Origin of the sequence: Mucilaginibacter sp. (genome assembly GCF_036383575.1) — a bacterium.
Classification (GTDB): domain Bacteria; phylum Bacteroidota; class Bacteroidia; order Sphingobacteriales; family Sphingobacteriaceae; genus Mucilaginibacter.
Genome location: NZ_DASVOB010000031.1, coordinates 1 through 20838, shown reverse-complemented (window position 1 = coordinate 20838; position 20838 = coordinate 1). Strand labels below are relative to the sequence as shown.

At 42.2% G+C, this 20838-nt stretch carries 18 protein-coding genes; 10 read left to right on the top strand and 8 right to left on the bottom strand.

Annotation, left to right across the window (positions count from 1 at the left end; translation table 11 throughout):
- The first annotated feature begins 33 nt into the window (after positions 1-33).
- The 3 genes from VF500_RS01075 (at position 34) to VF500_RS01065 (ending at position 3141) form a co-directional block, all read left to right on the top strand.
- Positions 34-519, top strand: a complete 486-nt coding sequence (locus VF500_RS01075) for a hypothetical protein (protein WP_330857900.1) — start codon at positions 34-36, stop codon at positions 517-519.
- A 487-nt stretch (positions 520-1006) separates the two neighbouring features.
- On the top strand, positions 1007-2617 hold the full coding sequence (locus VF500_RS01070) for a hypothetical protein (protein ID WP_330857899.1): 1611 nt from the start codon (positions 1007-1009) through the stop codon (positions 2615-2617).
- Between the two features lie 179 nt (positions 2618-2796).
- Positions 2797-3141: a phosphoribosylpyrophosphate synthetase gene (locus VF500_RS01065; protein ID WP_330857898.1), complete on the top strand. Its 345-nt coding sequence runs from the start codon at positions 2797-2799 to the stop codon at positions 3139-3141.
- A gap of 118 nt (positions 3142-3259) precedes the next feature.
- On the opposite strand, the gene VF500_RS01060 is transcribed toward VF500_RS01065, so the two are convergent.
- A complete protein-coding gene (locus VF500_RS01060) occupies positions 3260-3841 on the bottom strand; it encodes a hypothetical protein (RefSeq protein WP_330857897.1) in 582 nt (193 codons plus the stop codon).
- Between the two features lie 123 nt (positions 3842-3964).
- On the opposite strand from VF500_RS01060, the gene VF500_RS01055 reads away from it, so the two are divergent.
- The 3 genes from VF500_RS01055 (at position 3965) to guaB (ending at position 8302) form a co-directional block, all read left to right on the top strand.
- Entirely contained in the window at positions 3965-5203 is a 1239-nt protein-coding gene (locus VF500_RS01055) for a pitrilysin family protein (RefSeq protein ID WP_330857896.1), read from the top strand.
- Positions 5204-5305: 102 nt separating this feature from the next.
- Positions 5306-6583 (top strand): pitrilysin family protein, encoded by a 1278-nt coding sequence (locus tag VF500_RS01050; RefSeq protein WP_330857895.1) that lies wholly within the window; start codon positions 5306-5308, stop codon positions 6581-6583.
- 246 nt (positions 6584-6829) lie between these two features.
- Positions 6830-8302 carry an IMP dehydrogenase gene (gene guaB / locus VF500_RS01045; protein ID WP_243487776.1) on the top strand — a complete coding sequence of 491 codons (1473 nt, stop codon included), beginning with the start codon at positions 6830-6832 and terminating at the stop codon, positions 8300-8302.
- A gap of 90 nt (positions 8303-8392) precedes the next feature.
- Here the strand turns inward: guaB and VF500_RS01040 are convergent, their stop codons facing one another.
- Complete coding sequence (locus VF500_RS01040; protein WP_330857894.1) at positions 8393-9157, bottom strand: hypothetical protein; 765 nt, start codon at positions 9155-9157, stop codon at positions 8393-8395.
- Positions 9158-9265: 108 nt separating this feature from the next.
- On the opposite strand from VF500_RS01040, the gene VF500_RS01035 reads away from it, so the two are divergent.
- The 3 genes from VF500_RS01035 (at position 9266) to VF500_RS01025 (ending at position 12621) form a co-directional block, all read left to right on the top strand.
- Complete coding sequence (locus tag VF500_RS01035; protein ID WP_330857893.1) at positions 9266-9850, top strand: TIGR00730 family Rossman fold protein; 585 nt, start codon at positions 9266-9268, stop codon at positions 9848-9850.
- Between the two features lie 88 nt (positions 9851-9938).
- Positions 9939-10880 carry a hypothetical protein gene (locus VF500_RS01030; protein ID WP_330857892.1) on the top strand — a complete coding sequence of 314 codons (942 nt, stop codon included), beginning with the start codon at positions 9939-9941 and terminating at the stop codon, positions 10878-10880.
- Between the two features lie 112 nt (positions 10881-10992).
- Positions 10993-12621, top strand: a complete 1629-nt coding sequence (locus VF500_RS01025; RefSeq protein ID WP_330857891.1) for an acyl-CoA carboxylase subunit beta — start codon at positions 10993-10995, stop codon at positions 12619-12621.
- Between the two features lie 177 nt (positions 12622-12798).
- Here VF500_RS01025 and VF500_RS01020 read toward each other — a convergent pair whose 3' ends face one another.
- The 6 genes from VF500_RS01020 to VF500_RS00995 all read right to left on the bottom strand — a co-directional run bounded on the left by VF500_RS01020 (position 12799) and on the right by VF500_RS00995 (position 20165).
- Positions 12799-13542 carry a hypothetical protein gene (locus VF500_RS01020; RefSeq protein ID WP_330857890.1) on the bottom strand — a complete coding sequence of 248 codons (744 nt, stop codon included), beginning with the start codon at positions 13540-13542 and terminating at the stop codon, positions 12799-12801.
- Positions 13543-13561: 19 nt separating this feature from the next.
- The gene (locus VF500_RS01015) at positions 13562-15865 is read right to left on the bottom strand and encodes a family 20 glycosylhydrolase (protein WP_330857889.1); all 2304 of its coding nucleotides are present in this window, start codon (positions 15863-15865) and stop codon (positions 13562-13564) included.
- A gap of 273 nt (positions 15866-16138) precedes the next feature.
- Positions 16139-17095, bottom strand: a complete 957-nt coding sequence (gene trxB / locus VF500_RS01010) for a thioredoxin-disulfide reductase (protein ID WP_090526227.1) — start codon at positions 17093-17095, stop codon at positions 16139-16141.
- Positions 17096-17168: 73 nt separating this feature from the next.
- Complete coding sequence (locus VF500_RS01005) at positions 17169-18344, bottom strand: dipeptidase (protein ID WP_330857888.1); 1176 nt, start codon at positions 18342-18344, stop codon at positions 17169-17171.
- Positions 18345-18446: 102 nt separating this feature from the next.
- Positions 18447-19442, bottom strand: a complete 996-nt coding sequence (locus VF500_RS01000) for an aldo/keto reductase (RefSeq protein ID WP_330857887.1) — start codon at positions 19440-19442, stop codon at positions 18447-18449.
- Between the two features lie 120 nt (positions 19443-19562).
- Entirely contained in the window at positions 19563-20165 is a 603-nt protein-coding gene (locus VF500_RS00995) for a CDP-alcohol phosphatidyltransferase family protein (protein ID WP_330857886.1), read from the bottom strand.
- Between the two features lie 142 nt (positions 20166-20307).
- Between VF500_RS00995 and VF500_RS00990 the strand changes: the two genes are divergently transcribed.
- Positions 20308-20838, top strand: a 531-nt coding sequence (locus VF500_RS00990; protein WP_330857885.1) for a BatA domain-containing protein, incomplete at its 3' end; no start/stop codon positions are given.

Genomic DNA, 20838 nt, shown 5'->3' with positions numbered 1-20838 from the left:
AGCCATAAACCAATTAATCCCTAATTAAGACGAATGAAAAAATCCGACATCTATGAGGTCGCCATTAAAATACTGGGTATATACCTGCTGGTGGCCGATATTTCTAAACTTCCCGGCCTCATCACCTTTATCGGTAATCATGCAAGTTCACCTATCGAACAACAGGCTGCCGACCAGGGAAGCCTTTTAATTGTAAACGGGTTAAACTTTATTTTCCTGATCGTATTGGCCGTGCTGCTTATTTCCGGTACAAAACGGATTACCCGCTGGATCACCAACGAAAGTGACTACCAGGAAAACGCAAAGCTTTTTGCCGAGCGAAAGGTTATTTACGAAATATCACTGGTGATAATAGGAGGGCTCCTGCTGGTTAGCACCGTGCCTGATTTTCTATATCATCTGTATACGCTTGCCAATGTCAATGAACAAAGCAGTGTAATATCGGCAGGGGCAAAAATATTCATTGGGATACTTACCGTAGCTTTTGCTAAACGAATAGGGGCCTATTTTGCCAAATAAGCTTGAATGATTTTTAATAATGAAAGGAGGCTGTAAATCAGCCTCTTTTTTTGTTGTATTCAGATACTTAAGCGATAGGTAGTTTTGGGTTGGTCTTGTATAGTTAGAATAGGATTTACTCACAAATCTGTATAGCTATTTCCGGACGGGGCATGGGGGTTAACAGGGTTAACACAATCCGGGGTTAACATTATACTATACACTTAATAATCAATCAATTGGATGTATTTCTCCAAGAAAACATGTTAACCCCATTTTTGTATAAATATTATCGGCTAAATGGTGACAAAATTGTGCGGTGTTCCATAATCTTCCGCTCTTAAAAATAGAACACCTAAGCCGGAATGTAAAAGCCGGATTATAAGTTTTAACAGGTTTGCTTAACAATAAGTTAATGAAATAGAAATAATTACGAATTAACCTTCGTGCACTTTTACCGTATAATTCAATATTATTAACTTATACATTAAAACCTAAAAAAATCATTATGCTAAAACTTACTAATCTACGTATGTGGGTATTGGCCGCTGCCGCAACAGGCATGTTGGCAAGCTGTCAGAAAAATGGCCAGGTACCTGCATTAAAAGATGCTGATCAAACCATTACCAACAAAACAATCAAAACATTAGCTGTGTCCTTAACACAGGGCTTTGAAGTTGGCTCAAGCAGTCCTAAAACTGCTTATGATGTATCGCCAACCGGCTCATCAAGCGGTGACAATGTTACTTTATCAGGCGCTTCATGGAACATGTATGATGCCCTGATCGGCAATCTCGCTGCCGATCAAAAAGCAGGCTCATGGAGTGCACGTATGCGCAATACAGGTAAAATTACCATGCTGTTTGATGTTACTACAGGTATCAGCACCGTTACCATTAAAAGTGCAACCTATAACGGTGACAGCGCAAGTACCTGGGGTTTGTTTTATTCAGTTGATGGTGGTTCGTCATGGGCTCAATCGGGTTCGGCAATTACTACTACAGCAACATTAACAGTTTCAACCTTTACCATTACCCAAACCGGTAATGTACGTTTAGAAATCCGTAAACTTACCGGCGGCAGCAACCGCATCAATATTGATGATATCACCATTAATGATAACTCCGGTGGTGGTACAGGTGGCGGTGGCACTGTACTTACAGGCAAAAAATTCCTGTTTGATGCAAGTCACCTTGAAAATGCAGGCAGCGCCGATTGGCAGATAGACGCCGATGGCACTGAGCAGGTTGCTATTTACACCGGTGGTACAACTACCGAAACTAAAGCTCAGCGTATCCCTACGCCATCATACACGGGCATTACTTCATCTACTTCTGAAACTTATTGGAAAGGCGCTCTTTCAGCATGGGCTGTAGAACTGGTAAAACGCGGCGAACTTGTTGAATCATTGCCTGTAGGTACAGCAATTACTTATGGTGGTGGCGGTGCCCAGGATTTGAGCAACTACGACGTATTTGTGGTTTGCGAACCAAACCGTTTGTTTACTGCTGCCGAAAAAACTGCCTTGATGAACTTTGTAGCTAATGGTGGTGGTTTATTCATGATAGCCGATCACACCGCGGCAACAACCGCTGGTACTGACGCCAATGGCTACAATCCGTCGGATCGTGACGGTGACGGCTATGATTCACCAAGGGTTTGGAATGATTTGATGACCAATAACGGTATCAATAACAATAACCCATTCGGCTTTAACATTAATTATGTTGATATCAATGAAAGCCCGTCTACCAACGTTTACACCGGCTCTAATGCCGATGCGCAAAAAGTGCTGAACGGTGCAGCCGGTACAGCATCAAAAATGGCTTTCTATGATGGTTCAACAGCAACCTTATACCCAACCAATAACTCAAGCGTACAGGGATTATTCTGGCGTAACAGCGCTACCAATGGTGGCACAGCTAATGCTATGGCATTGTTAGCAACCTATGGCAGCGGTCGGGTAGTTTGGATCGGCGACAGTTCAGATGCTGACGATGGCACAGGCGATACCGGCGACAGCTTGTTTAACGGCTGGTCGGGCGATGCTCCGTCAGGATATACTTCACATTCGGCATTTCATTTAAATGCTTCATTGTGGCTGGCTAAAGCCCAATAAGTATATAAAAGCTTTCCCCCGAAAGGGAGAATTTCAATTTGTTAGTTTAAGTCCTGTTGCCGGTGGCAACGGGACTTTTTTTATGCCCATGCCTCAAACAAGTTGGTTGCTTTTAAAGTTATAATAACAGAAGATGATCAATAAGGTCATTTTTTGTTTACCTATACAGAAACATCACCATGAAAAATTATGAAACCTTAGTGGATGCCACTAATGATCTCCTGAAGAGGGGATATACGGCTAATCTTAGCCTTGACGGCGATACCATTGATGATAAAGAAAAAGATATCCATATGACTGCTGATGACTTTGAGATAGACGAGTTTTACCGTTTTGAAGGAGCGAGTAACCCATCAGATATGTCGATAGTATATGCCGTATCATCATCAAAATATAACTTAAAAGGCGTACTGGTAAATGCTTACGGTACTTATGCCGATGATATCTCATCAGCCTTAGCCGCCAAATTGCATCACGGCCAGGTAAGCCATAACCTGCACGGCGAGGACAGGCCGACGGCTTAGATAGGTAGTCTTAAGTCAAAAATCTTAAGTTAAAAGTCGGCGACAAATATTTCTGTAGGGACAGCGGGATATTTTTTGCCGGCTTTTGGCTTTTATTATTCACGCTAAAAAGCGTTTTTTAAAGTCTCCCCTTTAGGGGAGATTTAGAGGGGCTCAATTCCATCATCATTTTCCTCCCTGCCGATTGGATAGCTGCGGTACCATTTCGCATTAAAAATTCCAGTTGAGCGGGCAATTCATCAGCCACCCAGGGATAACGGGACCGCAAATTGAGCAAAGCCCAGCCGGCAAATACTTTCACTGCTATTTTAACTTTTGGATCTATCATCCAGTCAAAAAGCTGTTCAACAGCAGGTTCAAGATCAAGACTGTTCAGCTTTTGTTTTACCGGCGATTGTTCCTTTTCTTCGGTAGCATGCATCAGTATTCTAGTATAATGCCTTTGGCAGCCTGGATTGGTAACCTGTGGCAGCCGCTCAATTAAATACTCAAGATTATTAGTAAAAACAGCCTGATCTTTTAAAAACATATTTTCCAGTAGCCATGCCGCACGGAAGCCCAGAGGTTTATCAGGATTAAAGGTAATGTCTATCAAATCGCGCAAATCAAACTGCTGTTCCGTTAAGATACGGCTTAATTCAAGCACTTTGAGTTTGCCTATGGTATTCGCTATTTTTTGGGTAAGTTCGTCGCGGGTCATTGGTAGCTTAAAAGTAAAAAAATACCGGTGCCTAACCTAAAACAGTTGTTCATTTTTGGCATTCACTTTCAATGTCACCAAAAGTTATACATTTGCTATCCGTATTAAAAATTTAATAGATACATGGTTAAATTCAACCGATTTACACTTGACAATGGCCTCAGGGTTATTGTGCATGAAGATAATACCACACCTATGGCCGTGCTTAACATTCTGTATGATGTTGGCGCACGCGATGAAGATCCTGAGCAAACCGGCTTCGCCCACTTATTTGAGCACCTGATGTTTGGCGGCTCTGTAAATATTCCTGTTTATGACGAACCACTGCAAAGGGTAGGGGGCGAAAATAATGCCTTTACCAGCAACGATATCACCAACTATTATATCACCTTACCATCGGCCAACCTGGAAACCGCCTTTTGGCTGGAGAGCGACCGGATGCTGAGCCTTGCCTTTAGCGAAAAAAGCCTTGAAGTACAGCGTAACGTAGTTATAGAGGAGTTTAAGCAACGCTACCTGAACCAGCCGTATGGCGATGTTTGGTTAAAGCTTCGTCCGCTGGTTTATAAAACACACCCTTACCGCTGGGCAACCATTGGCAAAACCATCAAACATATAGAAGATGCCCGGATCGAGGATGTAAAAGCCTTCTTCAAAAAGCATTATAACCCGCAAAATGCCATCATGGTAGTAGGGGGCAATATAACAACCGAACAGGTAAAAGAGCTTTCTGAAAAATGGTTTGGGGCAATCCCTGCCGGTGAAAAATATCACCGTAACCTGCCACAAGAGGCCGAGCAACAGGAAGCCCGTCGCGAAACGGTGACTGCTAAAGTGCCGCTTAATGATGTGTATATAGCGTTTCAGATGGGTACCCGTACAGATGATGACTACTATGTGGTTGAATTGCTTTCAGATGTCCTTTCAAGGGGCAATTCGTCACGGTTGTATAAATCGTTGATCAAGGAAAAACAGATCTTTAGTGAAGTTCATGCTTATATTACGGGTAGTTTGGATAAAGGCATGTTTGTGTTAGAAGGCAAACCGCTCGAGGGCATCAGCATTGAACAGGCGGAAGCTGCGTTATGGGAGGAGCTGGAGAAAATTAAAGCCGAAGAGATCCCGGCCGATGAGCTTACTAAGGTTCAAAACAAAACGGAATCAACCATGATATTTTCGGAAATGTCATTGTTGGATAAAGCGATGAACCTGGCCTCGTTCGAGCTGCTTGGCGATGCCGACCTGATCAACCATGAAACAGCAAGATATCTTGCCGTAAGTGCCGCCCAGGTAAAAGAACAAGCCAATAAACTGTTCAGAAAAGATAATTCATCAACGCTTATTTATTTAGCAGAGAAGTAAACAGAACCTTGATTTGCCTGATTTTAGGATTCTCCTGATACTAAACAATTTTTGAGTCAGGAAATCTTAAAATCATGAAAATCAAGGTTAAACAAGATACATATGATCAACAGACAATTAGCTCCTGAATTTAGGGCTATCGATAATATAAGCCTGATTAAGCCGGAGCATCAGAAGCTTGGCAATGGCTGTAACGTTTTTTGCTTTAACTCCGGCGACCAGGAATTGGTGCGTATTGAGTGGATCTTCAGCAATCTAACGTTTGATCCGGCAAAACCGCTGCTTAACATGGCTGTAAACTCCATGCTTACCGATGGTACTACAACTTTAACCGCTGCGCAAATCGCTGATAAAATTGACTTTTACGGTGCTTTTTTGCAGGTTGATTATGGTTACGAAAGCTCGCAGGTTACGCTATACAGCTTAAATAAACACCTGCACCATACCCTGCCGGTTATTGCTGATATCCTTAACAATTCAATCTTCCCCGAAAAGGAACTGGAAACTTTTAAGCGCAACCAACAGCAAAAACTACAGGTTAGCCTGCAAAAAAATGATGTAGTGGCACGCCGTGTGTTTAACAGAGCGGTTTATGGAGCTACCATTTTTGGTTATGCCTCTGAAATGCCCGACTATCAAACCCTGCTACATGAAGATATGCTGGCCCATTACAAAAAAATGTATCAGCCTTCAAATTGCACCATCATTATAGCCGGCAAAGTTGAACCCGAAACGCTAACCCTGCTTACAGATACGTTTGATAAAAACTGGTCTAATACGTCCGAGTTAGGCACTACAACTCAGCCCGATATTAAAGCAGCAGCCGACCTGTTCTATTTTACGGAGAAACCGGAAGCGCTGCAGTCGGCGATCAGGATAGGTACGCCTATCATCAACCGTTCACACGAGGATTTTCAGCCTTTACAGGTATTGAATACAGTATTCGGCGGTTATTTTGGTTCAAGACTGATGGCCAATATCCGCGAGGATAAGGGATATACCTATGGTATAGGTTCAGGCCTGGCCTCATTTAAACAAGGCGGCTCATTTTTTATAGCTACCGAGGTTGGAGCTGATGTTTGCAAGCTGGCAGTTACAGAAATTGAGAAGGAAATAAACCTGCTGAAAACAGAATTAGTACCTGAAGGGGAGCTATCATTGGTGCGCAATTATATGCTTGGCTCATTACTGGGCAGCCTTGAAAATGTGTTTTCGCATGCTGATAAATTCAAAACCATCTATTTTGCAGGTTTGGATTATGATTATTACGACAGATACACAGCAACTGTAAAAAACATAACTTCAGATAAGCTGATCCAACTGGCTAATACTTACTTCAACTTCAATCAGTTTTATAAAGTGATTGTAGGGAAATATTGATTGATTTCTGAATTGGGATGTTCGATTTCGAATTTGTCTAACGGCGAATGAGATAGCGAGCGTCCCAAATCTTAAATAGATTCGGGCGGTAAAAATAAAATAAATCCGAAATCGAACATTCGAAATCCCAAATCCTGAATTATCATCTTAAGGCAATTTTAAATAAATCCAAAATCGAAATTCCGTAATTCGAAATATTTTATTACCTTTGCCCGGCAAATAATAACTCCAAAATAATTATTTGCTATGCAGTTAGACCCATCAAAATTTGTTGCCGAAGGATTAACTTACGACGACGTTTTACTACTCCCGGCTTATTCAGAAGTGTTACCACGTGAAGTGAATACCGGAACTTACTTAACTAAAAGCATCCGGTTAAACATTCCCATCATTTCGGCCGCTATGGATACCGTTACAGAGGCTGATCTGGCTATTGCCATTGCACAGGCTGGTGGTATAGGCATGTTACACAAAAACATGACCATACAAGCACAAGCCGACGAAGTGCGTAAGGTTAAACGCTCAGAAAGCGGCATGATCCAGGACCCGGTTACTTTATTGGAAGATGCGCTGCTTGCAGATGCTTTCCAAATTATGAGAGAATTTAGCATCGGCGGTATCCCGGTTATTGATGCAGATCATAACCTGAAAGGTATTATCACCAACCGTGACCTTCGTTTCCAAAAGGACATGAGCGTTCCCGTAAGTGAAGTAATGACCAAAACAAACCTGATCACTGCACCGGAAGGGACTACCTTAACCGATGCAGCCAACATATTACAAAGTAATAAGATCGAGAAACTACCTGTTGTTAATAAAGATGGGAAACTGGTAGGCCTGATCACTTATAAAGACATTCAGAAAGTTAAAAACTTCCCTAACGCTTGTAAAGACGAATATGGTCGTTTACGCGTAGGTGCTGCCGTTGGTGTAGCTGCTGACAATATTGATCGTGTAACCGCCCTGGTTAATGCCGGTGTGGACGTGGTTACTGTTGATACAGCTCACGGCCATTCAAAAGGAGTTATTGATATGGTTAAAGCGGTTAAAAAACTTTACCCTAACCTGCAGGTAATTGCCGGTAACATTGCCACCGGCGATGCTGCCATTGCTCTTGCCGATGCTGGTGCCGATGCTGTTAAAGTTGGTATTGGTCCGGGTTCAATTTGTACTACCCGTATCATTGCAGGTGTAGGTGTACCGCAACTATATGCAGTTTACGAATGCGCTAAAGCGCTTGAAGGCCGTGGCATCCCGGTAATTGCCGATGGTGGTATTAAACAAACAGGTGATATTGTAAAGGCCATTGCTGCCGGTGCAAGCTCTATCATGGCCGGTTCATTATTTGCAGGTGTTGAAGAATCACCAGGCGAAACCATTATATACGAAGGCCGTAAATTTAAATCATACCGTGGTATGGGCTCGGTTGAGGCTATGGCAAAAGGCTCAAAGGACCGCTACTTCCAAGATGAAACCGATGTGGTGACCAAATTAGTTCCTGAAGGTATTGTTGGTCGCGTGCCATTTAAAGGCAGCATGGCCGAAGTGATATTCCAGTACATTGGTGGCTTACGTGCAGGTATGCACTATTGTGGTGCAGCTAATATCGAAGACCTGCAACGTGCAAAATTTGTACGCATCACAGCTGCCGGTATGCGTGAAAGCCATCCACACGATATTACTATCACTAAAGAAGCGCCTAACTATACAAGCAGGTAATTCTTAATATAAACTGCATAAAATAAAGAGCCTGAAAGATATGGTAAGCGTAAGTTTACCGTACTTTCAGGCTCTTTTAATTCAATAACCTTACTGGCCGGGAACAGATGATGACTTAGAAATCAGGCTGCTGGAAGTTATAATTTTTAATGCCTGATCATAAGTGAACCCTTCTTTAATAAGCGCGTCAAAATATTCTTTATTCAATTTGGCTATTTCGGTTAATTTACCCGGCTGTTTAAAGTAGGCAAGCTGTGCATCAAGTACTGATTTTGCCATTGATGCATACATTGGGCCCATAGAACTCATTGCGTTTTGCATTTCATTTGAAGCGTTTCCGTAAAATAAGCCCGTTGAGGCTGTGTCTCTTTGTATTGGCGGCGGCGGAAGCAAAACGACATCTGTTATTTTAGGAGCTTGTTCAGTCAAACTAACGTTGTAAAAATTAAAATAACTGATTCCCGACTTGCTTAACCCTGCATGCTCTATGATGTCGATTGATTTTGCAGCCGCAGGTATTTTTTTAAAGTATACTTTAAATTCAAGCTTGTCACCGGCCTTTTTTAATATACTTTTATTCGGTACCATGGCAATATTTTCCGACTTAATGTAGTCATAGTGCGCGTTACTCAAATCAGTTTGCAGATAAATCTCCTTGTTAAGCTGGATCCAGGCATTATCCTGATAAGCATGGCCTACAAAAGTTACAATAGTATACATATTGTTGGTTTCAACTTTTTTGATGATCGTTGATTGATCATCTTTTTGCTCAACTTTAGGAGTAATGATGTTTTGCGCAAACGCCTGGGTTGCGATAATAAAAAGGGTGATAATGGTTAAAATAGGTTTTTTCATGTGATATTTTTTTTAAATATATTAATAATAGCACAATGTAAACCGGCCATATAAATAATGATCGATAGTTATTCATCGCTTAATGTTAAACCATTATTTTTGTCCATTATGAAAGCTATCTGTGTATTCTGCGGCGCTAATTTTAACGGCGACCCAATATTAAAACAAGCCATTGATCAATTGGCGGAAGTGATGGTGAGCCGCGATATCTCCCTTGTATTTGGCGGCGGTAAAGTTGGTGTTATGGGTTTAATAGCCGATGCGGTGTTAAGCAGGGGAGGCAAGGCCATAGGTATTATCCCGCAATTTTTAATGGATAAGGAAGTTGGGCATACCGGTTTAACTGAATTACATATTGTTGAGAATATGCATCAGCGTAAACAAATGATGAATGACCTTAGTGACGGCATCATTACGCTTCCTGGTGGATTGGGTACCCTTGAGGAATTTTTTGAGGTATTAACCTGGCTGCAATTGGGCTTGCATAATCACCCGATTGGCCTGTTAAACATCAACGGTTTTTATGATCTGTTACTTAAACAGATGGATGTTATGGTTGAACAGCGTTTCCTGAAACCGGCCAATCGCGAACTGATCCTTACTTCCGGTGATCCGATAGAATTGGTAAATCTGATGGATAATTTCAATGCGACGCCGGATGAAGTATGGTTTAAGGACAGAAACCTCACTTAGTCTTTATAACGGATTCAAGCATACTTAAAAGTAAAACGAGCTTATTGATTTACTTTACTAAATTTGTTTTTAGCCTAAGTTAAATCACGTGAAAAAAATCATTGCCATTTTAATATTACTAAGCTGCCCTGTTGTAATCTTTGCTCAAATTGCGCTCGATATCAGGCATAAGAACGTCAATGAATTTATAAAGCAGGAAGCAGAAATTAAGAGTATTCCATTTGGAATTGAAACTCAATATATTACAGGTCGTAATGTAGGGCAGCCTATCGGTTACCGTCGTAAAGAAAAGGATAAGAAACTGCCTGACTTATTGGTGTATTATTTCCCCATAAAAACTGATTCGTCCGTTTATAGGGTACTTTACGAATGGGATGAAACTAATTTTACTCACCAGGCTTCTAAACATTCAGTTGACAGCCTTCAAGCATTTATTAAAAAATACAAGGAATTACTTGCGTTAGTTCAAAAGCAATTTGGCGAAGGCAAAACAACAGGCAGTTTGGATGACCTGTCGCAAATAGAAACCGGGAAATTTGAGCGTAAGGATAATTTCAGCAAGGATAGTGTTGAAGTTGAGATGTATGTAACACTTTCAAATAAATACTTACAGCAAGGAAATGTTACTATAACCCCAACCCATAGAATAAGACTGTACGTAAATAACAAAACAGCGGAAGAAGGCACTCTGAAGCTCGACAAACAGAAGGTAATTGATGCTGATAAAAAAGTTAAATTATTTTTAGCTGCATTAACAGCGGGTAATTTTGATGAAGCGCGGAAATATATAGCCAAACAAATAGCAAGCCAGGTAACAAACGAGCAGTTAACTGCATTGCAGAAAGAGGTTAAAGATGATAAGTGGAAATTGAGCACTACAGGAGTTCAGTTAACGTTGGGCAATACTATGTGGGGCAATTTACGATATCGGCGTACTGATGATAATTTGGAACCGCCAACGGAAATACTTAGTATTACCATAGATGAGAATTATGAAATAATGGGCATGAGACCATTAAAACGAAAATAACAACATATATGGCTGTTTATCAGGGATCTGACAATGTGATGGTCAGGATGAGAACTCTGTAGCTTTATTATTATAATTCTTCCTAAATTACCTGTCCTATCTAAAACCAATTATGAATATCGAATTTAATAAAAATGAAGATATTAATAAGCAGCTTGTTTATGAGCTAAACACCCGGCTTAACAAAGTATACCAGGGCGGCGGCGAAAAGGCAGCTGCCAAACAAAAGGAAAAAGGGAAAATGCTTGCCCGTGAAAGGGTAGCTTACCTGATTGATAAAGATAAACCATGGCTGGAGATCGGTGCTTTTGTGGCCGATGGCATGTATACTGAACATGGCGGTTGTCCTTCGGGCGGTGTTATTTGTGGTATCGGGTATATATCGGGCAGGCAATGTGTTGTTGTTGCCAATGATGCTACAGTAAAGGCTGGGGCCTGGTTCCCGATAACGGCTAAGAAGAACCTGCGCGCCCAGGAAATAGCTATCGAAAATAAACTTCCCATCATTTATCTTGTCGATTCGGCGGGCGTTTATCTGCCCCTGCAGGATGAGATCTTTCCGGATAAGGAGCATTTCGGCCGGATCTTCCGCAATAACGCCATCATGAGCAGTATGGGTATTATCCAGATTTCCGCCATTATGGGTTCATGCGTGGCGGGCGGCGCTTACCTGCCTATTATGAGCGATGAAGCTATGATCGTAGAAGGCACAGGTTCTGTTTTCCTGGCTGGATCATACCTTGTAAAATCGGCCATTGGCGAAGATGTAGATAATGAAACCCTTGGCGGTGCTACCACGCATTGTGAGATCTCCGGCGTTACCGATTATAAGCAGCCTAATGATCAGGCCGCGCTTGATTCCATTCGCAATATCATGAGCATGACCGGCGATTATATCAAAGCTGGTTTCGACAGGATTCAAGCATCATTGCCTAAACTCGACGAAAAAGAAATTTATGGCATACTGCCAGATAACCGGGAGAAGGCATATGATATGATGGAGATCATCCTAAGGCTGTTGGATAACTCCGAATTTGAACCATACAAAGATGGCTATGGGCAATCTATTATTTGTGGATTGGGCCGCATTGATGGCTGGGCTGTAGGAATTGTTGCCAATCAGCGCAAGGTGATCAAATCTAAAAAGGGGGAGATGCAGTTTGGCGGGGTGATCTATTCTGATTCGGCGGATAAGGCTACGCGCTTTATCATGAATTGCAATCAAAAGAAGATCCCGCTGGTGTTTTTACAGGATGTTACCGGTTTTATGGTGGGCAGTCGCTCAGAGCAGGGCGGGATCATTAAAGACGGTGCAAAAATGGTAAATGCGGTAGCAAATTCAGTAGTACCTAAGTTTACCATTGTTGTAGGTAACAGCTATGGAGCCGGTAACTACGCCATGTGCGGCAAGGCCTATGATCCACGATTGATCTATGCCTGGCCATCAGCTAAAATAGCAGTAATGGGTGGCGGGCAAGCAGCCAAAACCCTGCTACAGATCCAGGAAGCAAGCCTCAAAGCCAAAGGGGAAGAAGTAGACGCCGTAAAGGAAGCCGAATTACTAAAACAGATAACAGACAGATATAATTCACAAACTACCCCATACTATGCAGCAGCCCGGCTTTGGGTTGATGGGATCATTGATCCGCTTGAAACCCGTAAGGTAATATCAATGGGAATTGAAGCGGCTAATCACGCGCCAATTGAAAAAGCCTTTAATGTGGGGGTGATACAAACTTAGTTTTTGGTGATTAGAGGTTGGAGATAAGAGGTTAGTCAAAATCTCTTTGTTGAAATTGTTTAGAGGTAAGATATAAATAAACCGTCATTGCGAGGAACGAAGCAATCGCGAACTATACAGGGCGGACCTGCCTGTTGGGGATTGCTTCGTGCCTCGCAATGACGGTTGTGTATTACACTATCCTCTATGCCTCTTATGCTTTTTCTTCGATGATTTTGAAGAAGAAGAGCTTTGTTTATCCGATGATTTCTTCTCGTCAGCTTTAGCAGGTTGATTATTAGAAGTTTTATTGCTTACATCAGTAGAGTCCTTGCTCAGCTGCTTTACGGTAAATTCATTACCACGCAAGCCATATTCCAACTGACGTTTTGCACCCGACGGTTTTGCCTCTTTACCTGTGCCGTTGAAGATCGGGAACTCACGCATCAACTTTCCATCCCTGATATAAAAGTTATCATTACCACGGTAGCCTTTGCGTTGTGAACTGGTCAGCTTTGGAAAATCCAATTTATTTGCTTTGCTGTTGTCATTAAACTCAAAAGCGTAAATGGAAGTGTAATTGGTTGTATCTTTTGATTTTGCCTGGATCAGGATCTCGGGATTGCCATCCACATCCATATCCGAATTGTAAACATCAATAATAGCGCCATCCAGGTCGCCGGTAGTTGTGGTATATTTTATGGCCGACGAATCGGAGTGCAGTATCATGAATGATCCGGCTTCTTCAGCGCCACGGCCCCAGCTCAAAACATCATAGCTTTGCCCCGGCGATACCTCTATCAATTTATGAAACCTGAAAGGCGCCATCAATTCCGGCTTTTTAGGTGCCGTTGGAGCGGCAGGCGTTTTTGTTTCCGGCCTGCCGCATCCTGCCATTAATGCGCTCATCGCAAACGCAAAAAGGTAAAACCTGTTAGTCATATTTTTTATATAGTTCAACTTAGTTAAACAACGTATCTGGCGTTAACTCGGCCTTTGCTTTACCGGGCGCAGTAATAAACACCCTTAATGCTACAGGACCAGCACCCTGGTCAAAATATTTTACGGTCACTTTATGGTAACCCTTTAATAACGGTGCTGCACCCATTTGTTCATTCATGCTATGTTTTCCGTCGTTATTAACCACCGGCTGGTCGTCAATTAATAAAACCGAACCACCTGCAGATGATGTTGAGAAACCATAAACGCCATCGGTATCAATATTAATAAATCCTGAATAAATTACACCGTATTTACCTTTATTTTTTCGCAGATCGGCCGTATTGAAGGTTTTAGTAACACCGCTATCGGCAGGCATAATGCCTAATTGGTTTGTGCTGGTATAAAGACCGGGGAAAACCTGGTATTTACCCCCCGTTGCTGTACCTGTATAACTAACGGCCGGCATTGGCGCTTTATTATAAACAAATGTAGTGGTTACGTTGCTCCGCTTACCTGATGGGGTGATCACAATGGTTTGCAACTCGCGGTATTGGTCAACAGGTATATCTAAATTCAATGGAATGGTATAGATCAGATCTGTTTCACGCGGAGTATAACCATCAATAGTATAATGAACTTTTGCACCTTCGACAGACGGTTTCAGTACAGCGGTTAACTTGCTGCCAATCATTACAGTATCTTTTGCGCCGATGGCTGTTGGCACATGGTAATCAAATCCATTTTTATCCAACCATGCTAAATGACCCGGCAAACGGGTGTCGGCAAAATCAACATAGTTTTTATTAGCCAATGGCGACCATGCTACTTCAGATAAAGCTAAGAGCCTTGGCAGCAGCATAAATTCAACTTTAGCATCTGTTGCCACGTATTCTGTCCATAAATTGGCTTGCACACCTTTAATGTATTTTTGCTCATCAGGCGTTAGTACAGCTGGGGTAGGGTTGTAGCTGTAAATTTTTGAAAGGGGCTCGTTACCACCGATGCTTAATGGCTCCTGGCTTGGTTTGCCCTGGCCGTGGTCAATATATAAACCGTTACTTCCAGGCGTCATGATCACATCGTGTTTTTGTTGCGCTGCTGCAATCCCTCCTTCTTCACCTCTCCAGCTCATTACAGTAGCGTTAGGGGCAAGACCGCCCTCTAAGATCTCGTCCCAGCCAATAATGCTGCGTCCTTTTGAGTTTACAAACTTTTCAATGCGTTGTATAAAGTAGCTTTGCAGCGCATGCTCATCTTTCAGCTTTAATTTTTTGATCAGTTGCTGGCAGAAAGGAGAATTTTTCCATGCATCCTTCGGAGCCTCATCGCCACCAATATGGATGTACTTACTTGGGAAAAGTGCCATCACCTCGGTTAAAACATCCTGCAAAAAGGCAAACGTTTTTTCGTTAGGGCAGTAAATATCATTGAATACTCCCCAGGTTTCGGCAGCTTTATAAGTTTTTGAAGGATCGCAGCTTAATTCTGGATATGCAGCAAGGGCAGCCTGTGAGTGGCCCGGCATCTCAATTTCAGGTACGATATTAATAAACCTGTCCGAAGCATATTTTACTACCTCGCGAATCTGATCTTGCGTATAAAATCCACCGTAAGGAGTGCCGTCAAACTGCTGCGGGGTACGATCGTGATAGCCGCCAATCAGCGTTTGTGCACGCATGCTGCTGATCTGGGTAAGCTTAGGATATTTCTTTATTTCTATACGCCAGCCCTGGTCTTCAGTAAGGTGCCAGTGAAAAGTATTCAGCTTATAGGCAGCCAGCAGGTCAATATATTTTTTAACCATTTCTACCCCAAAAAAGTGGCGGCCAACATCAAGCATGGCACCACGATAGCCGAAACGCGGGTAATCTTCAATCTGTACAGCTGGCAGTTTGATGGTAGCGGCATGCTCGGCCGGCATTAATTGTAATAAGGTTTGCACACCATAAAATAATCCGGCCCCTTTACCTGCTACAATGATCTGTTGTGGGGTAATAGTTAAACGGTAACCTTCGGCAGGCAAACCATCGGTACCAGCGGCTGTAAGGGTTATAACATTTGTACTTGTGCCGCTTTTAACAACAATCGGCTTATTATAAGCCTGGTTATTAGCAAGGTAATCTTTAAAAAATACTACAGCTTTGTTTGAAGGCGTATCCGCCTGAATAGTGGTTTCCTTGCTCAACACAAATTGGCCGGAAGCTTTTTTTAATGAAACAGGAGCAGGGATGATACCCAGGTTTGGATCGCTGTCTTGTGCGTTTACAGTGGTGGTACACACTGCAAGCACGGCAAGCAGTATCAAAGAAGCCTTTTTATACATAATTTATCAATCAGGTTAGTATGAGCCCGTAAGATAAATCTTTTTAAAAAAATATAAGAAGTTTTGGTATGTAAAAAATTAGTTCATTAATTGGTTGGGTACTTGTCTGAACCCGAATTTGTGGAATTAAGTGAATTAACAGAATGCTAAGCAAATTCAAAAAAATCTTATCATCCGTTTAATTAGAGTTTTAATTAAACAACAAAAGCGATAGGTTATACCCATCGCTTTTCTGAGGCTAAGACACTAATCTCTAACCTCCAATCACTCAAATCAAGCTGTCACCACATGCTCTTTAGCTGCCAGGTAACGCTCTGCGTCAATGGCGGCCATACAGCCTGTACCGGCTGCTGTTACAGCCTGGCGGTAAATGTGGTCCTGGGCATCGCCGGCACAAAATACGCCTTCAACGTTGGTTTCAGTTGAACCGGGACGGGTGATGATATAACCGGTTTCGTCCATATGTAACCAGCCTTTAAAAATATCAGTGTTAGGATGGTGGCCAATTGCTACGAAGAATCCTGTAACGTCAAGATCAGTTTCGGCATTGGTTTGGTTATTGATCACCTTAACACCGGTAACGCTTTGGCCATCGCCTAAAATTTCTTTGGTTTCAGTATTATATAAAATTTCGATGTTCGGGGTGTTCAATACACGGTGAACCATTGCTTTTGAAGCACGGAACTCATCCCTGCGAACAATCATATATACCTTGCGGGCCAATTTAGCTAAATAAGTAGCTTCTTCAGCGGCGGTATCACCGGCACCAACTATGGCTACATCCTGGCCTTTAAAAAAGAAGCCATCGCAAACAGCACAGGCCGAAACGCCAAACCCGCTGTATTTTTGTTCAGACTCCAAACCAAGCCATTTGGCCGACGCGCCTGTTGAAATAATTACGGTATCGGCAGTGATGGTTTTTACATCGTCAACTACAACTTTATGTGGCAGACTTGAAAAATCAACAGAACTAACATATCCAAAACGGATCTCGGTACCCAGACGTTCGGCTTGTTTACGGAAATCTTCCATCAGTTCCGGACCCATTATACCTTGTGGATAGCCCGGGAAGTTTTCAACTTCGGTGGTTTGTGTAAGCTGACCGCCTGCCAGTAAGCCGGTATACATAACCGGTTTAAGATCAGCACGTGAAGCATATATAGCAGCAGTGTAGCCTGCAGGACCTGATCCAATGATCAGGCATTTTACGTGTTCAGTTTCTTGAGACATTTTATTATAAATGAGTTGCGAATTTACAATTTTAAGCGCATAAGGCAAAGCACATATCGTCAACAAAGTGACATCATTTGCCTGTATTGGCAGCAAGTACCCGCATCACATTTCCGCCCAATATCTTATCGATATCATTTTGCTTATACCCAAGTTTAAGCAACTCTTCGGTTATTTTAGGATAGTCAGCCACACTGTCCAGACCGAGTGGGTAGGATTCGGCTCCATCAAAATCCGATCCAATGCCCACATAATCAACTCCTATCAGTTTTACTATATAATCGATATGTTTGATCAGCAGCTCAAGCGGCGGCCTTATTTTGTCTGATTCTGTTTTGTACATAACGTTCAATCTGATATTGGCCAGGTCGACATCATGATAGACTTTCGTAAGCGAATCGAGCTCTGCTTTATGCTCCCCCAGGAACTTATGCACCTTTGGCGTATAGGTACTATCAACAAAGCCGCTGTAAAAATTGAGGCATACAACGCCGCCGTTTTTTGCAAGCGCCTTTAACTGATCATCTTTTAAATTACGACGGTTGGGATCAATACTATAGGCACAACTATGAGAAGCGATTACAGGTTTGGCGGTAGTTGCGAGCACATCATAAAAAGTTTGTTCGCCCACGTGCGAAACATCGACCATAACACCAAGGTCATTGAGATGCTTTACTATTTGTTTGCCATAATCCGTAAGGCCCAAATGTTTCAGGCTATCCTTTTTAGTAACTTCATCACGGGCTGATGTTGCCCACGAAGTACTGTTATTCCAGGTTAAGGTGAGGTAACGCATGCCGCGTTTAGCAAGGCTGTCAATGTAATCCATCCTGTCCTCGATCATGTGCCCACCCTCAACACCTATCAGCGCAGCCAACTTTTTATCAGCTACCGCTTTTTTAAGTTCTTTAGTATTATGTACTAATGTTATTTTATCCGGATTACGTTTTATGAGTGCATATAGCGAGTCTATTTCACGATTGGCAAAAGCAAAGGCTGTTCCTTTGCCATAGCTTTCGCCACACCAGATAGAGAAGATCTGGGCATCAAGTCCTCCTTCTTTAGCACGAATAAGATCGAAATTTCCTTCACTTTGACGCTTACCCAAATCAGCTTTGGTTATCAGCTCGTTCGAAATAACGTCGTTGTGTGTATCAATTAAAATAGCGTTTTTATGGATTTGCTGCGCGTTTTGGGCGGATAGCTTTAATGCAAGCAATAAAGGAAATAGTAACAGCGATCTTTTCATAAATGGAAGATAGGGAAATTGACCGCTGATTTAATTGATTTTTTTGATTTTAGTTTATATGCTATGCGAAGAACCGTTAGGCTCTTCGCATAGTTAACGGTGTTATCCAACAATAACCAGGTCGCTTAACTGGTTGTTGATATATTCCATTTCTTCTCCATTAATATGGATGTTGATAGCCTTGGCGTTTTGGATGGATTGTTCGGCATTACGGGCACCAACCAGCGCAACAGTTATACCCGGATGATTGATTGCCCAACGGATAACCAACTGCCCGAGGGTGGCACCTTTTTCATCGGCTAATGGTTTTATTTTGGCAAGGAAAGCATTGGTGCGCTCAATATTTTGATCTGTAAAGTATTTAACACCCGCGCGGTGATCACCTTCGCCAAAATTTTGGCCGGGTTTCATTTTACCGGTCAGCAAACCGCGTTCAAGCGGACTGTAAGCCAATATCGCCTTCCTGTTCTCAATGCAGTAGGGGATCAGCTCGTCCTCAATAGCACGGTTAACCATGCTAAAAGGAACCTGGTTTGCTGCCAGTTTAATGGTTTTGGCAGCTATTTGCATTTGGCTTACACTATAATTACATACACCGGCTTCGCGGATCTTGCCTTGTTCCTGCAAGCGTAAAATAGCCTCCATGGTTTCATCTATTGAAGTGGTTTTGTCCGACCAGTGGATCTGATACAGGTCGATATAGTCGGTGCCAAGCCTCTTTAGGCTGCTTTCACACTCGGCGATGATGCTGTCTTTGCCTGCATAGCGGTAAACATCTATGTCTTTGCCGCTATTGTCTTTGCTCTTAAAAAAGAACTCGCCTTTGGCTAAATCCCAGCGCAGGCCATACTTGGTCAGGATCTGTACCTTATCTCGGGGCAGGTCTTTTATAGCCTTACCAACCAGTTCTTCGCTTTTGCCCTGGCCATAAACCGGGGCTGTATCAATTGAAGTTATCCCGAGATCATAAGCCGCACGCATAGCATCGATAGCTTCCTGATCATCATTCCCACCCCACATCCAGCCGCCTGCCGCCCATGCACCAAAGGTTATTGCCGATACGCTTAGTTTACTTTCGCCTAATTTTCTGTATTCCATTTTAAGTAGATTGATGTATGCACCAAATATATTTATTTAAACATTATTTGAAAGTGGGGTACAATTTGAATTTACTTAATCAATAGCTATTTAAAATGATCGTAATTGGCTGTGCTTATATTAACCATTGAAAAGTTTGTGGCGCTTTATTTCTTTACCATTACGTATTAAAATAGCATGATAAATGGTTGGGATATCGTTTGTCCATTGTTTGATAATGAGGAGCATGCCTATAATTTCCATACGGGTGGCAATCCCCAGGTAAAAACAAATATTAAATAAAATTACGGATGAACAGGTTGCAGTAACCTGTATCATAGTGGCAAGTAATATAAGCGTCCAAAATTTCGAGGATATGGCATGCGTAGCTACTTCTTTACCAAACCTGATATAGCTTATGGCATAACATCCCGCTTCCATGGCAATCAGGATGCATATTTTAAGCATGTTATCTTTAAAAAATTGCGGGCAGGTGATATAACACCCGGCAACAATGCACAACCAAAAAAACTGATCGATACCTGAGTCAAGCCGCCTGAGCGTAGGGCTTGAAACGTTTAACCGCCGGGCAATGATACCATCAAAAATGTCCGACAGCAGGCCCACTATCATCAATACTATAATGATATTTCGGAAATGTAAGGATTGTACTAAGCTTAATGCAATAATCGCTATGCCAAATAAAACTCGTGATAAAATTAATAATAAGGGTATTTTTTTCATGTTCAGGTAAGGCAAGATAAGCAGAATTTTATCAACTTGTTTGCACCATTAATATTCGCTGTTAAGGCGGGCGTTAATCAGTCTATCAAAATATCCGCATTAATTAGCACATTTGTAAATCGCACAACCAGCTATATAAAATATGTATTTTTTATATCCCGCTTTTTTATTCGCGTTGCTGAGCCTGGCTATCCCGGTTGTGATCCACCTTTTCAATTTTCGTAAATACAAAAAGGTATATTTCAGTAATGTGCAGTTTTTGAAAGAGGTGCAGGAACAGCAAGCCTCGCGCCGCAATTTAAAGGAGCGGTTGATATTAGCCTCACGTTTACTTGCTTTACTGTTCCTGGTACTTGCATTTGCCCGCCCGTATATCCCCGGCACTAACAATGCGAATGCTGGTAAACAGCAGATCATTAGTGTTTTTGTGGACAACTCTTATTCCATGGAAACCCTGAACCGCGAAGGCTCATTACTTGATGAAGCTAAACGTCGTGCCAAAGAAATAGCTTCGGCTTATAATATCAATGACCGTTTTCAATTACTCACTCAGGATTTTGAAGGTAAACATCAGCGCTTGTTGAGCCGTGATGAATTTAACGATGCGGTTGATGCGGTTAAGGTAAGCTCCCAAAGCAGGAGTTTGCAACAGGTTATAAGCAGGCAGGAAAAC

Coding starts and splice junctions, on each gene's coding strand:
- VF500_RS01075 (WP_330857900.1), top strand. CDS start 34: ATGAAAAAATCCGACATCTATGAGGTCGCCATTAAAATACTGGGTATA.
- VF500_RS01070 (WP_330857899.1), top strand. CDS start 1,007: ATGCTAAAACTTACTAATCTACGTATGTGGGTATTGGCCGCTGCCGCA.
- VF500_RS01065 (WP_330857898.1), top strand. CDS start 2,797: ATGAAAAATTATGAAACCTTAGTGGATGCCACTAATGATCTCCTGAAG.
- VF500_RS01060 (WP_330857897.1), bottom strand. CDS start 3,841: ATGACCCGCGACGAACTTACCCAAAAAATAGCGAATACCATAGGCAAA.
- VF500_RS01055 (WP_330857896.1), top strand. CDS start 3,965: ATGGTTAAATTCAACCGATTTACACTTGACAATGGCCTCAGGGTTATT.
- VF500_RS01050 (WP_330857895.1), top strand. CDS start 5,306: ATGATCAACAGACAATTAGCTCCTGAATTTAGGGCTATCGATAATATA.
- guaB (WP_243487776.1), top strand. CDS start 6,830: ATGCAGTTAGACCCATCAAAATTTGTTGCCGAAGGATTAACTTACGAC.
- VF500_RS01040 (WP_330857894.1), bottom strand. CDS start 9,157: ATGAAAAAACCTATTTTAACCATTATCACCCTTTTTATTATCGCAACC.
- VF500_RS01035 (WP_330857893.1), top strand. CDS start 9,266: ATGAAAGCTATCTGTGTATTCTGCGGCGCTAATTTTAACGGCGACCCA.
- VF500_RS01025 (WP_330857891.1), top strand. CDS start 10,993: ATGAATATCGAATTTAATAAAAATGAAGATATTAATAAGCAGCTTGTT.
- VF500_RS01020 (WP_330857890.1), bottom strand. CDS start 13,542: ATGACTAACAGGTTTTACCTTTTTGCGTTTGCGATGAGCGCATTAATG.
- VF500_RS01015 (WP_330857889.1), bottom strand. CDS start 15,865: ATGTATAAAAAGGCTTCTTTGATACTGCTTGCCGTGCTTGCAGTGTGT.
- trxB (WP_090526227.1), bottom strand. CDS start 17,095: ATGTCTCAAGAAACTGAACACGTAAAATGCCTGATCATTGGATCAGGT.
- VF500_RS01005 (WP_330857888.1), bottom strand. CDS start 18,344: ATGAAAAGATCGCTGTTACTATTTCCTTTATTGCTTGCATTAAAGCTA.
- VF500_RS01000 (WP_330857887.1), bottom strand. CDS start 19,442: ATGGAATACAGAAAATTAGGCGAAAGTAAACTAAGCGTATCGGCAATA.
- VF500_RS00995 (WP_330857886.1), bottom strand. CDS start 20,165: ATGAAAAAAATACCCTTATTATTAATTTTATCACGAGTTTTATTTGGC.